This is a genomic window from Catenulispora rubra, assembly GCF_015356825.1.
In the GTDB taxonomy this organism is placed as follows: domain Bacteria; phylum Actinomycetota; class Actinomycetes; order Streptomycetales; family Catenulisporaceae; genus Catenulispora; species Catenulispora rubra.
On the sequence record NZ_JAACYW010000108.1, the window covers coordinates 19,104 to 33,552 of the forward strand.

The 14,449-nt window shown below is 68.8% G+C and carries 10 protein-coding genes; 6 read left to right on the top strand and 4 right to left on the bottom strand.

The window, feature by feature from the left end; genetic code table 11:
- Positions 1-133 precede the first annotated feature (133 nt).
- A complete protein-coding gene (locus GWK61_RS26840; RefSeq protein ID WP_194912522.1) occupies positions 134-1,927 on the top strand; it encodes an RICIN domain-containing protein in 1,794 nt (597 codons plus the stop codon).
- A 61-nt stretch (positions 1,928-1,988) separates the two neighbouring features.
- Here GWK61_RS26840 and GWK61_RS26845 read toward each other — a convergent pair whose 3' ends face one another.
- Both GWK61_RS26845 and GWK61_RS59785 read right to left on the bottom strand, forming a co-directional pair.
- Positions 1,989-3,257 (bottom strand): alpha/beta fold hydrolase, encoded by a 1,269-nt coding sequence (locus GWK61_RS26845; protein WP_194912524.1) that lies wholly within the window; start codon positions 3,255-3,257, stop codon positions 1,989-1,991.
- A 79-nt stretch (positions 3,258-3,336) separates the two neighbouring features.
- Entirely contained in the window at positions 3,337-4,146 is an 810-nt protein-coding gene (locus GWK61_RS59785) for an EamA family transporter (RefSeq protein WP_194912538.1), read from the bottom strand.
- 236 nt (positions 4,147-4,382) lie between these two features.
- Here GWK61_RS59785 and GWK61_RS26855 point away from each other — a divergent pair, with 236 nt between their 5' ends.
- Entirely contained in the window at positions 4,383-5,234 is an 852-nt protein-coding gene (locus GWK61_RS26855) for a LysR family transcriptional regulator (protein WP_194912527.1), read from the top strand.
- 19 nt (positions 5,235-5,253) lie between these two features.
- Here the strand turns inward: GWK61_RS26855 and GWK61_RS26860 are convergent, their stop codons facing one another.
- Entirely contained in the window at positions 5,254-6,630 is a 1,377-nt protein-coding gene (locus GWK61_RS26860; protein ID WP_323747771.1) for an MATE family efflux transporter, read from the bottom strand.
- Between the two features lie 193 nt (positions 6,631-6,823).
- Between GWK61_RS26860 and GWK61_RS26865 the strand changes: the two genes are divergently transcribed.
- On the top strand, positions 6,824-8,035 hold the full coding sequence (locus GWK61_RS26865) for a PucR family transcriptional regulator (protein WP_323747772.1): 1,212 nt from the start codon (positions 6,824-6,826) through the stop codon (positions 8,033-8,035).
- Positions 8,036-8,192: 157 nt separating this feature from the next.
- Entirely contained in the window at positions 8,193-9,611 is a 1,419-nt protein-coding gene (locus GWK61_RS26870; protein WP_194912530.1) for a glycoside hydrolase family 76 protein, read from the top strand.
- Positions 9,612-9,669: 58 nt separating this feature from the next.
- Here GWK61_RS26870 and GWK61_RS26875 read toward each other — a convergent pair whose 3' ends face one another.
- Positions 9,670-10,764: a LacI family DNA-binding transcriptional regulator gene (locus GWK61_RS26875; RefSeq protein ID WP_194912531.1), complete on the bottom strand. Its 1,095-nt coding sequence runs from the start codon at positions 10,762-10,764 to the stop codon at positions 9,670-9,672.
- Positions 10,765-11,057: 293 nt separating this feature from the next.
- Here GWK61_RS26875 and GWK61_RS26880 point away from each other — a divergent pair, with 293 nt between their 5' ends.
- Positions 11,058-12,656 (top strand): chitobiase/beta-hexosaminidase C-terminal domain-containing protein, encoded by a 1,599-nt coding sequence (locus tag GWK61_RS26880; protein ID WP_194912533.1) that lies wholly within the window; start codon positions 11,058-11,060, stop codon positions 12,654-12,656.
- Positions 12,653-14,449, top strand: a 1,797-nt coding sequence (locus tag GWK61_RS26885) for a pectate lyase-like domain-containing protein (protein ID WP_194912534.1), incomplete at its 3' end; no start/stop codon positions are given. The genes GWK61_RS26880 and GWK61_RS26885, both read left to right, overlap by 4 nt.

The following is a 14,449-nucleotide window of genomic DNA, read 5'->3' on the forward strand; positions in this document are numbered from 1 at the left end:
ATGCACCGCCGGACACCTGCCCGAAAGACTTTCGTCACCTGTGAGTGACATCCGAGCGATACCCGCCGAATACTTCAGTCTCGTCGGCTGCCGCGGTTGACCTGTCCTGACCAGCCCTTTTTCAGGAGGCTCCATGAAGTCCAAGCGAGCTCGCTTCCGCAGAGTGGCCGGCGCCGCAGTGGCCGCTGCCGCGACATTGTTGGCGCTGACGGCGCTGACGGTGCCCGCGAACGCGTCCCAACCGACCCAGGCCACGCTCTACCAGCTGCCGAGCGGTTCGGCGTGCACGAAGGCGTTCACCAACTGCGTCCTGTACCCGAAGGCTGCCGCGCTCCCCAGCGGACGTCTCGTGGCCGCGTTCGAAGAGTCGACGGTAACCGCCTCGGGGTCCGCCAACGGCCAGACGATCCCGGTGTACAAGAGCGACGACGACGGTACGACCTGGCAGCATCTGGCCGACGTCAAGGCGCCCGCGTACGCCTCGTCGAATTCCGCCTTCGCGAACTACGTCAGCAACTGGACCAATCCGTACCTCTACGTGCTGCCGCAGGCTGTCGGCAACCTCGCCGCCGGCACGCTCCTGATGGCCACGGTCGTGTCCGGTGACGACTACTACTACCTCGACCAGAAGGCGGCCAACCCGAACTTCACGCCCACGCACGACGGCGACCGCGACAACACCGCGATCGCGCTCTACGCGAGCACCGACTCCGGCTCGACGTGGACCGTCGAGAACATCATCACCACGGGCAGTTGGTCGAACGGCGCGAGCTCTCCGGCCGCCGAGGACACCCACCACCAGAACGACCCCGTGTGGGAGCCGTACCTGATGGTCTACAACAACCGACTCGTGGCCTACTACTCCGACGAGAACGACTACACCGGCTACGACTCCACCACAGGCGTCCCGACGCTCGACCCGAACAACGCCACGACGCCGGATCCGGATTTGCAGATCCTGGCGCACCGGACGTGGGACGGGGTCAGCACGGCATGGAGCAGCCCGGTGGTCGACGTCTCGGGCACCACGGTCACCAACTCCTCCGGATACAGCGAGATCGGCGGGGGCCGTCCCGGCATGACCAACGTCGTGCCGACCAGCGACGGCAAGTGGATGATGACCTTCGAATACTGGGGCGGCGGCAACAACGTCCGCTACAAGATCGCCAGCGACCCGCTGCACTTCTACCAGGTAGGGGGCACGGCCGGCACGGGCATCACCTCGCTCCCGGTAACCTCGGGCTCCAGCGCACCGGCCCAGGGCGGCAGTCCGGTGCTCCTGCGCCTGCCCAACGGCCGGATCGTCTTCAACGCGGCCGGCAGCGGCGACGTCTGGACGAATGCCGGCGGCAGCAGCACCGGCTCGTGGACCCAGCAGCACACGACGATGCCCTCCTCCTACAGCCGCAGCCTCACCTACATCCCGCGCACCGGCCGGGTGGAGATCGTCGGCGGAACGACCACGATCCACTACGCCGACATCGACTTCGGGAACTCCGTCGGCGCCTACTACAAGCTCGTCAACGTCAACAGCGGAAAGGATCTCGGCGTGTGGACGGCGGACCTGCTCGACGGCCAGAACGCCGTGCAGTGGACCGACAACGGCTCGGCCGACCAGCAGTGGCACGTCACCAGCCTCGGCAACGGCTACGACGTGCTCCTGGACAAGAACAGCGGCCGGGCCCTGGGCGTCTGGCAGGCGAGCACGGCCGGCGGTGCGAGCGCCGTCCAGTGGGTCCAGAACGGCGGCACCGACCAGCAGTGGCAGTTGGTCGCCGTGGGCTCGAACTACGAGCTGGTGAACCGCAATTCCGGCCTGGCGCTCAGCGTTTCAGGAGGGTCGACCAGTGACGGCGCGCAGATGGTCCAGGAGCCGTACACCGGCGCCACCTCGCAGCTGTGGTCCCTGGTGAAGGTCTCCTCGTAGTACTGCGACATCGTAATGCGGCATCGTGCCGCACCACCTGTGTGGTGGTGCGGCACGACGTTCAGATCTGGCCGCGCAGCATTCGCAGCAGGTGGTCGAGGACGCGTCCGCTACTGACGCGAAGCCCGTCGTGTTCGTGCTCGTTGGTCGCCCACAGCCGGAGGCCCCGGATGGTCTCGGCGGTCTCCAGCGAGTAGGTGGCATCGACGTACATGTCGTCGAGGTAGACGGCGGCGGCCACGGGGACCTCGTTCGCGGCCAGGCGCTGAGGGTCGTAAAGGTCGGGCCAGTCCTCGCGGGCGGACAACAGCTCGGCGGGCGCGCGCAGGGACGCGAGACAGGGCTGGTCGAACTGCCACGGGTAGGTCATCTCGCCGGTGAACAGGACCGGGTCGTCCCCGGCCAACGCCGTGCGCGCGTCGAACTGGGGAAACTCGCCGCGCACCCGCTCGGCGGCCCAGTTCATCGCTCCGGTGCTGCTCTGGGCGTAGCTGAGTTCGTGCATGAGCGGGTTCAGCGGCAGTTGGGCGTAGCTGAGGAAAGCCGCGGCGCGGGCGAGGAAGCTGTCGGACAGCTCCGCTCCGGCCCAGGGGTGTTCGAGCAGGTAGTGCAGCACGTCCGCGCCGTCGCTCGTGCCGAGCATCAGCCCGAGCGACTGGAAGGCCTCGACGGTGAGCAAGGACCCGTCCGGCATCGGAACAGGACGCTCGATCAGGTGCGCGGCGATGCGGCGGACCGAGGCGGCGTCCTGCGGGTACCGCCGATAGAAGGCGGTGTTCTTGCGGTGCACGCGCGGATAGGCGACGCGGTAGACCTCGTCGGCGGTGACGCGCAAACCGGGAAGGCCGCCGGTGATGATCGCCTCGCGCAGGCCCTCGGGCGCGAGCGAGAGGTAGGTGACGGCGCACATGCCGCCGTAGCTCTGGCCGAGCACCGACCACGGTTCGTCGGTGAGTTCGCGCCTGATCAGTTCGGCGTCGCGGACGATGGCGTCGGCGCGGAAATGGGTGAGGTAGTCGGCCTGCGCGGCGGGCTCGCCACGAGCGGGGAGCGTTTGCCGGGTGACCGGGCTGGAGCGGCCTGTGCCGCGCTGGTCGAGCAGGAGGACGCGGTAGTCGTCGAGGGCGCGGTCCAGCCAGGAGTCCCGGCCGGCCGGACGCGGCGGCAGCATGCCGGGGCCGCCTTGCAGGAACAGCAGCCAGGGAAGCCGCTCGCGCTCGCGTCCGGCGGCCACGACTTCGCGGGCGTAGACCTCGATGTGTTCGCCTTCCGGCTGATCGTGGTCGAGGGGGACGGAGAAGAGATGATCGGTCAGCGTGATTCCGGGCATGGAAGGCTCCTGGGCTCCTTTGTGGCAACAGAGTGATCTTGATTTGGGCTTCGGGAAACTTTAGGCACCGTCTGTGGCATCACTCGCGCCTCGGCTGCGTGAGGATGCTGATGGCGTTGGCCGCGATGATCGCCGCGATGCTCAGCCAGGCGATCACGTCGAGCGTCTGTCCCAGCACGAGCGTGCCGACGACTGCGGCGAGCACCGGGTTGACGCTCATGAACAATCCGAACGCCTCGGCGGGAACGCGGCGCAGCGTGAACAGGTCCGCGAGGAACGGCACAGCAGAGGACAGGACTCCCGCCGCGACAGCGGCACCGACCGCCCCGGCGGAGGGCGTGTGGTGTACCGCGACGACGGCTCCGAGGGGCAGGTAGACCAGGGCGGACAGTCCCGCTGCGGCGGCTGTGCCCTGTGCCCCGGGGATGCGCTGCCCGATGGAGCGGTTGAGAAGGATGTAGGACGCCCAGCAGGCGGCGGCGAGCAGGGCGAGCCCCATGCCGAGGTAGTCGGCGGTAGGGCGCGGACGCATCAAGGCGACGACTCCCGCGGCGGCGAGTACGGCGCAGCCCAGGTCCACGCGTCTGCGCGAGCCGGCGAGCGCGATCGTGAGGGGGCCGAGGAACTCCAAGGTGACCGCCTCGCCGAGACCGATCCGGTCGATCGCGGTGTAGAGCGACAGGTTCACCACGCCGAAGACGGCCGCGAGCAGCAGCACCGGCCGCCACTGGTCCCGCGTGAAAGACCGAACGCGGGGCCGACCGACGGCGATCAGCACCGCCGCGGCGACATACTGGCGGATCGCGACGACGCCGACAGGGCCGAGCACGGGGAAGGCCAGCGACCCGATCGCGGCGCCGAGCTGGGTCGAGAGGCCGCTGGCGAGCATCGTGCCGACCCCGGCCATGGGCACGGCGCCACGCTTCGTGGGCAGGACGGCGCGCTTCGTGGGCACGGCACCACGCTTCATGGGCACGGCACCAGGTTTGGTGGGCTGGACGGCTCGATCCGCAGGCAGGGCGGCGCCGTCCGCAGGGCGAGTGGGGGCTGCTGGCATACGTCGATCCTGTGCCGCGCCGGACTGTGCGCAAAATGCATGGACCGCGCCGGCTATACGCTTTGGTTATGGATGTCGAGCTGCGTCAGTTGCGCTGCCTCATCGCGATCGTGGACGAGGGCACGTTCACCGACGCCGCGATCGCGCTGGGGGTCTCACAGGCTGCGGTCTCCCGCACGATTTCGGCGCTCGAGAAGCGTCTCGGCGTGCGGCTGTTGCGACGCACGTCCCGCGAAACCTCGCCGACCGCGATCGGACTGCGCGTCGTGGCGCACGCCCGGCGCGTGCTGGCCGAGGTCGACAACCTGGTGCAGGAAGCGACATCGGGCCACGTCGAACTGCGTATCGGCCACGCCTGGTCGGCACTGGGCCGACGCACACTCGCCTTCCAACACCGGTGGCGGGAATCGCACCCGGAGACGCAGATGCACCTGCTCCGCATCAACTCCCCGACCGCCGGCCTGGCCGAGGGCACCGCGGACCTCGCGGTCATCCGCAGGCCGCTGGAGGACCGCCGCTTCGAGGGCGCCATCGTGGGTCTGGAGACACGCTGGTGCGCGCTGGCCGCCTCCGACCCGCTGGCGGGGCGCCGCTCGGTACGCCTGGCCGAGCTCAGCAGCCGCGTCCTGCTCGTCGACCAGCGCACCGGAACGACCAGCGCGGATCTGTGGCCCGCGGACGCGCGCCCCGCGATCCAGGAGAGCCGCGACATCGACGACTGGCTCACGGTCATCGCCACCGGCCGCTGCGTGGGGGTCACCGCGGAGTCCGTCGTCGACCAGTACCCCAGGCCCGGCATCGTCTACCTGCCGGTACGCGACGCCGAGCCGGTCGCCGTACGGCTGACCTGGTGGCGCGACGATCCCCACCCCGCGACCCGCGCCGTACTCGAGCTCCTCACCGAGCTCTACCGCACCTGAGCGATCGGGTGTTCTTGCTCTATCCAGCCTGTGCGCCGACCCGTAGCCACGCGCTGCCCGCGGAGCGGATCCAGAAGGCAGCGAGCCGGGCCAGGGTGAACACCCCGACGGCGACCCACAGCCAGGTCAGCCCCCATCCCGCGGCGAGCACGAGCGCGAGGGCGCCGAGGAACACGAGCGTGCACGCGAACGAGGCCCAGGCCAGGAAGGTGGCGTCGCCCGCGCCGATCAGGATGCCGTCGAGCACGAACACGACCCCGGCGGCCGGCTGGAGCGCTGCGGCGACCAGCAGCACCGGCACCAGCGCGTGTGCCACAGCCTGGTCGGAGGTGAACACCCCGGCGAGCACCGGGCTGAGCGCGGCCAGCCCGACACCGGTGATCACGCCGAAGCCGAGCCCCCACCGGTTCATCCGCGCCACCATCCGCCGCGTCGCCTCGATGCGTCCGGCGCCCAACTCATGGCCGACCAGCGCCTGCGCGGCGATGGCCAGCGCGTCGAGCGCGAGGGCGAGGCCGGACCAGAGGTTGGCGGCGATGGTGTGCGCGGCGAGCGCCCCCGTACCGAGCCGTCCGGCGCCCCACACCGCCGCGATGATGTAGACGCGCAGCCACAACGTGCGGGTGAGCAGCGCGGTGTTCGCCGAGAGCGAGCCGCGCACCGCACGCGCGTTGAACCGCGGCACGACGCCATGCGCCCGGCACGCCTTGACCACCACGCAAACGTACGCAACGCCCATCGCGGTCTGCACAGACGCGGTCCCGGCCGCCGAACCCGCGATCCCGAACCCGCACGGGTAGACCAGGATCCAGTTGACCAGCGTGTTCGCCACGGCAGCGACGGCCGCGACCACGAGCGGCGTCCGCATGTCCTGCAGGCCGCGCAACAACCCGGTCGCCGCGAGCACCAGCAGCATCCCGGGCAGCCCCAGGCAGCTGACGCGCAGGTACGTCGCCGCGTACGGCGCGGCCTGGGCCCCGGCCCCCAGCCAGCGCACAACCGGGTCCGCACAGGTCACCCCGATGACCGCAAGCAGCACCCCGAGCCCGGCCGCCAGATACATCCCGTCGACCCCGCGTGCCATCCCCTCGGCACGCCGTCCCGCACCGATGAGCCGGGAAACCTGCGCAGTGGTGCTGTAGGCGAGGAAGATGCACACACCCACCAGGGTGTTGAGGGCGGAGCCCGCCGTACCCAGGCCGGCAAGCTGCGCGGACCCGAGGTGGCCGACGATCGCACTGTCGGCAAGCACGAACAGCGGCTCGGCAACCAGCGCACCGAGCGCGGGTATCGCCAAAGCGAGGATCTGACGCCCCGTGACGTGCGCGGCGTCCAGTTCCTCGACGTGCTGGGCGCTCTCGTCGTCGCGCGCTCGGTGGGCGGCCTCGGTGTTCACACGAAGGATTGTGTCAGGTGCCACAGGCCAGAGGAACCCTTACTTCGGCAACTCCCGCCGCTAGCGCGGCCATCGGATCAGGAGCGCGGACTTCATGATGCTCCTGTGAGCGCCAGGGTCTCAATGCGAAGATCAATACTACGAACTGCTGTGCCCTTAGCGCGCAGCGCAATCAGTGCCTACGATCAGCCATGTGGAGAATCAACGTTCGTCGATACACGACGAGGCCGCAGCGGAGGAGGCGCGGCTCGCGGCGCTGATGGCGGGGCAAGCCGAAGTGCTCGCCGACGTGATGGTCGAGCGGATCATGACGACGGTGCCGGCCTACGCCGAAGGCGGCGTCGATCCGGCGGGGGTGCGCCGGGCCTGCTTGGACATGATCGCCCACATCCTGGAGCCGATGTCGCGCGGCGAGACTCCGACGCTTGACCTGTTCGACGGTACCGGCCGGTCGGTGGCCATGGCGGGCATCCCGCTCACGGCGTTGTTGGACGCGTTCCGGGTCGCGGCGGTCTCCGGCTGGGAGCTGTTCGTGGCGATGGCGCCGGCGCTGGACGTGTCCGTGGCCGGTGTGCTGCGGGTCGCCACCAGCTTCCTGCGGCTCCTGGACCTCTTCACGCAGGAGATGACCCGCGGCTACCGCGAGGAGATCGGCGCTCAGGTGCGCAGTGAGGAGCAGCGCCGGGCCGCCTTGGTGCAGGCGCTCATCGAGGGCCGCCTGGTCGAGTCCGATCTGTGGGAAGCGGCCGATCTGCTGCAGCTTCCGCATCGGGGACCGTACGTCGTCATCGCCGCCCGGGTCCCCGGCATCGGCAGCCACGCGCTGCCCAGCATCGAACGCGGCCTGGGCGGCCTCGGCATCGATTCGGCCTGGCGCCTGATGCACGATGTGGAGATCGGCGTGGCGCGCCTGCCGCGTACCGGTCCGGTGGTGTTCGAGCAGCTGGTGACGGCGCTGCAGGCGGGCGGCGAAGGCCGGGTCGGCGTCAGCCCGCCGTACGACGACCTGCGCCTGACCTCCCAGGCGCTGCGCCTGGCCCGGATCGCGCTGCACGGCGCCCTGGACCACCGCAAGGTGGTGGTGTTCGGCCGCGACGCGCTGTCGGCGGCGGCCTCCAGCGCGCCGGACATCATGTCCCGGGTGGCCGGCGAAGTCCTGGCCGGCCTGAGCGAACTGCCCACGGAGGACCGTACGGCGTTGCTGGACACCTTCGGGGTCTGGTTGGACTGCGGGGGCTCGGCGGACGAGGCGGCCAAGCGGCTGTTCGTACACCCCAACACCGTGCGCTACCGCCTTCGCCGGCTGGAGGAGCGCACCGGCCGGTCACTGTCCGACCCGCGGGCGAACGCCGAGCTGAGCCTGGCCTTCGAGGTGGACCGGCGAACCCGCGATCTTCCCGACTGAATCCGCGAAGCAGCTCCCTGAAGCAACCGGACCTTTCGCCAGCACGGCGACAGGTCGGCACGGCGGCAGGCCGACAGCTCGACAGCCACGTCGTGGTCTGCACGTATTGACGCTTCCCTGACGCCTTGCTTACGTCTTCACAGTGAAGCGTTCCTTGATGCTCATCCTCAGTGTCCTGATGACCTTCGTCCCGCTGGCGGTGGCCGCGCCCGCACGAGCCGCCTCCATCTGCGACAAATACTGCGACGCGCGGGACCCCGCGCTCTCCCCCGTCGACCGGCAGCCCGTCAGCACCAGCATCTACTCGCGCAGTATCGTCCTGCACTCCGACGACAGCGACGACATGATGTGGGCCAGCATCGACAACGGGAACCCCGGTGACGAGGTGTGGCTGGACCGGTCCTTCGACGGCGGCCAGACCTGGTCCTCCGGCAGCAAACTCGGCGACACCACCATCCCCAGCGGCAACCGGGGTTGGCGGACCCTGATGTACAACAACGACGACTGGAACAACCTCGGCGTCGGCGCGATGCGCGCCTGCGGCAAGGCCGGCGACCGCGCGGAGATCGCCTGCACGCCCTGGGCCCGCACCACCTGGAACGCCGCAGACCGGCGCCGCGCCGCGGCCACCGCGGAGATGATGTTCTACAACACCTCCACCGGCCTGTTCAACACCACCGGCTGGTGGAACTCGGCGAACGCGCTCACCGCGGTCATCGACAACATCCGGGCCACCGGCATGGGCAGCTACCAGTACGCGGTGTCCACCACCTACGACAAGAACATCAACGCGCAGGGCGGCAACTTCACCAACTCCTACATCGACGACACCGGTTGGTGGGGCCTGGCGTGGGTGGACGCGTACGACCTGACCCACGACTCGCGCTACCTGACCACCGCCGAAGCCGACGCGAACTACATGGCCCGGTACTGGGACTCCACGTGCGGCGGCGGAGTGTGGTGGAGCACTGCGAAGACCTACAAGAACGCCATCCCCAACGAGCTCTACCTGCGGCTCACCGCCGCACTGCACAACCGCATCGCCGGCGACACCGTCTACCTGCAGCGGGCCCAGGCGGAGTGGAGCTGGTTCCAGTCCAGCGGCATGATCAACAGCTCGCACCTCATCAACGACGGCCTGACCTCCGGCTGCGCCAACAACGGCCAGCCCACCTACACCTACAACCAGGGCGTGATCCTGGGCGGCCTGGCCGAACTGTACGGCGCGACCGGCACCAACTCGCTGCTCACCAGCGCCACCGCCCTGGCCAACGCCTCCACCACCAGCACCGCCCTCAACCCCAACGGCGTGCTCACCGATCCGGGCGAGCCGGGCACCAACGGCGGCGGAGACGGCCCGTCCTTCAAGGGCGCCTATGTCCGGAGTCTGTCTTACCTGAACGCCACGCTCTCCAACCACCCCTACGGCGCCTACCTGACCAGGCAGGTGAACAGCGTCTACCAGAACGACCGGGACGCGCTCGACCAGTACGGCTACCACTGGGCCGGCCCGCTCGACAGCATCGACGCCGCCCGCCAGCAGAGCGCACTGGATCTTCTGAACGCTGCGGGATGACGGAGAGACGCCTGGCTGAAGGCGAGCTACCGCAAGGAGGGCTACCTCAACGTGGGGTTCACCGACCCGTCCCGCAGGAGCCGCGCACGATGAGCTGAGTGGGAATGAGAAGCGGCGCGGCCGCAGGGTACGTATTCCGCTTCGAATCGCGGCCTCCGTCATCGTCGGCTCCGATGGCGTTCAACAGCGTCTCGACCGCACCGACACCGATGCGGACCCGGTCCTGCGCGACGGTGGTCAGCGCCGGACGCACCAACGACGCGGCCTCGATGTCGTCGAAGCCCACAACCGCCATGTCCCCGGGCACGGACAGGCCGGCGTCATCGAGCGCCTGCATCGCGCCGATGGCCATCTCGTCGCCCGCGACGAAGATGGCCGTGGGCGGCTCGGGCAGGGAGATCAGGCGCTGCGCGCACTCGTAGCCGCTGGACAGGTAGAAGTCCCCGTGCTCGACGTACTCCGGCCGGGGATCGAGGCCGACACGGGCCATCTGGTAGCGGTACCCGGCCAGGCGTTCGGCGGCGGGCATCACGGCCAGCGGACCGGTGATGGTCGCGATCGCGCGGTGGCCGAGGGAGTGCAGGTGGCGGACGGCGCCGGCCGCGCCGCTGCGGTTGTCGGAGGTGACGTACGTCGTGCGTTTGCGTTGCAGCGACAAGTCGATGGCCACGCAGGCGATGCCGGAATCGACGAGCGCCGTGATCGCCGGATGCCCTTCGTCGACGCCCATCATGATGACGCCGTCGAGGCTGTGCTGCCGGGCCGCCCGCCGGTACACGTCCACGCCGGACGCGCCGCCGGCGATCGACAGGACCATGAGATGGAAGCCGACGGCGGTCAACGCCTGCTTGATCCCGACGAACAGGTCGAGCAGGAAGGCCGGCCGGCGGCCCTCGTTCGCGTAACCGGTGTCCCAGATCAGACCGATCATGTCTGAGCGGCGCCGGACCAGGGTGCGGGCCGGCTGATTGGGCGAGTAGCCGAGTTCCTCGGCCAGTTCCAGGACGCGGCGCCGGGTCTCCGTGCTCACTTCCGCACGGTCGTTGAGCGCACGTGACACCGTCGCCTGCGATACCCCGATGAGACGGGCGAGCTCGCGGATGTCCACCACATTCGGAAACGTATCCGGTCCTCGCTCGCGGGGGAAGACCACGCCCCGCCCGGCTGAGGCCGGAGAACTGGTTGTCGAGTGCCGCAGAGCCTTGACAGCGGCAAACAGCGGGTGCACGATCCGCGTCAGACAAGCGAAACAGCGAGGTAACCCCCGCGATACGTCCCGGAAACGCTTCCGGTCGCTTGCCATCACGCCGAGCGCGAACCCGCCCACCCCCCGCGCCAGATAATCAGCGCTCGTACTCCCCAGTTCAGCCGGAAACGTATACGGGGCGGTCATCGAACGCCCGGGGTCCGGATCCGGATCCCGCACCCCCCGACCCAGGAGTGAAGATGGGTACTGCTGTACACCGGCGGCGACGCGCCGCCATGGCGATCGTCGCCGCGCTGGCGCCGATCGCCGCGACCGTGGCAATCGCCTTTCCGACGTCCGCCTCGGCCGCCGTTCCCCACCCGACGGCTGTTTCCCGCGCGGCCGCTGCCGCGATCCCGTCCGCCGTCCCCGCCCCGCCCGCGGGCTGGACCACGACCTTCAGCGACGACTTCAACGGCGCGGCGAACACGCCCATCGACAACAACTGGATCTACGACCTGGGCACGAGCTATCCGGGCGGGGCCGGCAACTGGGGTACCGGCGAGGTCGAGTCGGAGACCAACTCGACCCGGAACGTCTACCAGGACGGCGCCGGCCACCTGGTCATCAAGCCGATCAGGGACGCGCAGGGCAACTGGACTTCCGGGCGGGTGGAGACCGCGCGCACCGACTTCGCGGCGCCTCCCGGCGGCCAGATGGAGATCACCGCCTCGATCGAGCAGCCGAACCCGGCGAACGGACTCGGCTACTGGCCGGCCTTCTGGGCCATGGGCGCGAACGCCCGTCCGGTCGGGGCCACCAACTGGCCCAGCATCGGCGAGTTCGACATCATGGAGGACGTCAACGCGCTGTCGAAGGTGTCGCACACGTTCCACTGCGGCGTCGATCCGGGCGGCCCCTGCAACGAGACCACCGGCATCAGCAGCGGCCTGCTCAACTGCGGTGGCTGCCAGACCGCGTTCCACACCTACTCGGTCATCATCGACCGGACGAACGCCAACGCCGAGCAGCTGCGGTTCTACACCGACAACGTGCTGCAGCACACGGTCAACCAGAACCAGGTCGACGCGAACACCTGGGCGACGGCCGTCGACCACGGGTTCTTCGCGATCCTCAACGTGGCCATCGGCGGTGTCTACCCCTTCAACGTGTGCCAGTGCACTGAGCCGACGGCCGCCACCACGTCCGGCGCGCCGATGACTGTGGACTACGTCGCCGTCTACACGACAAATCAGAGCGGCAGCCAGTCCGTCGCCACGCCGACGTTCAGTCCGGCCGGCGGCACGTACGCCTCCGCGCAGTCGGTGACGCTGTCGGACGCGACGTCGGGGTCGAGCATCCGCTACACCCTGGACGGTTCGGCGCCCACGGCGGCATCGACCCTCTACACCGGTCCGATCAACGTCGCCGCGACGACCACGGTGAAGGCCATCGGTCTGGCGGCCGGTCTGACGAACTCCGCGACGGCGAGCGCGACGTACACGATCGGTTCCTCCTCGCCCGACTACACGCAGAGTGCGACGCAGCTGAACGCGACGCAGGCTCAGCTCTCGATCACCCCGACCACGCCGGCCGCCTATGTCGACGTCCACTACCTGATCAACGGTGCGGGTCAACAGAACTTCCGCATGACCAACAACTCAGGGACGTGGACGCAAACCGTGAGTTCACTCACGACCGGCACCGTGCTGGAGTACTGGTTCACCTACGAGAAGAGCGGCGCCCAGTACGACACGCCACACTTCACCTACACACAAGGGGCGGCAGCGGTGGCGGCACGGCCGCGACGCCGACGTTCAGTCCGGCCGGCGGCTCGTACACGACGGCCCAGTCGGTGACGATCTCCGATTCGACGTCCGGTGCGAGCATCCGCTACACCCTGGACGGAAGCACGCCGACGGCGTCGTCGACCCTTTACTCGGGTCCGATCAGCGTCACAGCGACGACCACGATCAAGGCGATCGCGATCGCCTCGGGCGTGACGAATTCGGCGGTGGCCAGCGCCACGTACACGATCGGCAGCAGCGGCGGCGGCACCGGCGGCAGCCTGGGTCCGAACGTGATCGTGATCAGTCCGAGTGAGTCGGTGAGCGCGATCGCCAGCCAGCTCAACGCGATCGGCACGCAGCAGGCGCCGAACCAGTTCGGGAACCAGCGCTATGAGATCTTGTTCGAGCCCGGGACCTACGGCTCGGCCGCGGCGCCGCTGGACTTCCAGCTCGGGTACTACGAGAGCGTCGAGGGTCTGGGGCAGAACCCGGGCCAGGTGGTGATCAACGGCACCATCGACTCCTGGAACCAGTGCACCAACGGCGCCTCGAACCAGTGCTACGCCACCAACAACTTCTGGCGCTCGATCTCCAACCTCACCATCAACGTCACCGGCCTGACCGGCTGCAACGCCGGCGAGGACGTCTGGGCTGCCTCGCAGGCCTCACCGATGCGCCGGGTGGTGGTCAACGGCAACCTGACCTTGATGGACTACTGCGGCGGGACACCGGGCTGGTCCAGCGGCGGGTTCATCGCCGACTCCCAACTCAACGGCACCATCGAAAACGGCTCACAGCAGCAGTACCTGGTACGCAACACCACGATCGGGAGTTGGACCAACGGGGTGTGGAACCAGGTGTTCTGCGGCGACCCCGGCGCCCCGGCACAAAGCTTCGGATCGACCTCCCTACAAGCCGGCGGCCCGCAGCCGTACACGACGCTCGGCACCTGCCCGACGACGCAGGAGGAGCCGTACCTCTACACCGACGGCTCAGGTAACTACAACGTGTTCGTGCCCTCGGTGCAGTCCAACACCAGCGGCCCGACCTGGGCCGGCGGCAGCACCCCCGGCACCTCGCTGTCGCTGAACACCTTCTACGTCATCGACTCCTCAAGCACCGTCAGTCAGATCAACGCGGCGCTGGCGGCCGGGGACAACCTGCTGTTCACACCGGGTGTCTACAGCTACAACCAGACGATCAACGTCACCCACCCCGACACCAAGATCCTCGGGTTGGGCTTCGCAACCCTGATCCCGACCGCCGGCCAAACCACCATGTCCGTGGCCGACGTCAACGGCGTCAACATCTCCGGCCTGATCTTCGACGCCGGCCCCACCACCTCCCCGACCCTGCTCACCGTCGGCACCCCAGGCTCGGCCACCAGCCACGCCAGCGACCCGGTCACCGTCGACGACGTGTTCTTCCGGATCGGCGGCGCTACCGCCGGATCAGTCACCGACGCGTTCATCGACAACAGCAACAACTCGCTGCTGGACAACATCTGGTCCTGGCGCGCCGACCACGGCGCCGGCTCCAACTCCTGGACCACCGACACCGCAGACACCGGCCTGACCGTCAACGGCAACAACGTCACCGCCTACGGACTCGCCGTCGAGCACTACCAGAAGAACGAAACCGTCTGGAACGGCCAAGGCGGCACCGTCATCTTCTTCCAAAACGAAAACCCCTACGACGTCCCCAACCAGGCATCCTGGATGGCCAGCCCGAGCCAAAACGGCTACCCGGCCTTCTACATCCCCAACAGCGTCACCTCGTTCCGGGGCTACGGCATGGGCGTCTACTCCAACTTCACATCGGGACCACCCATCGAAAGCGCGATGGCCATCCAAGCCCCGAAC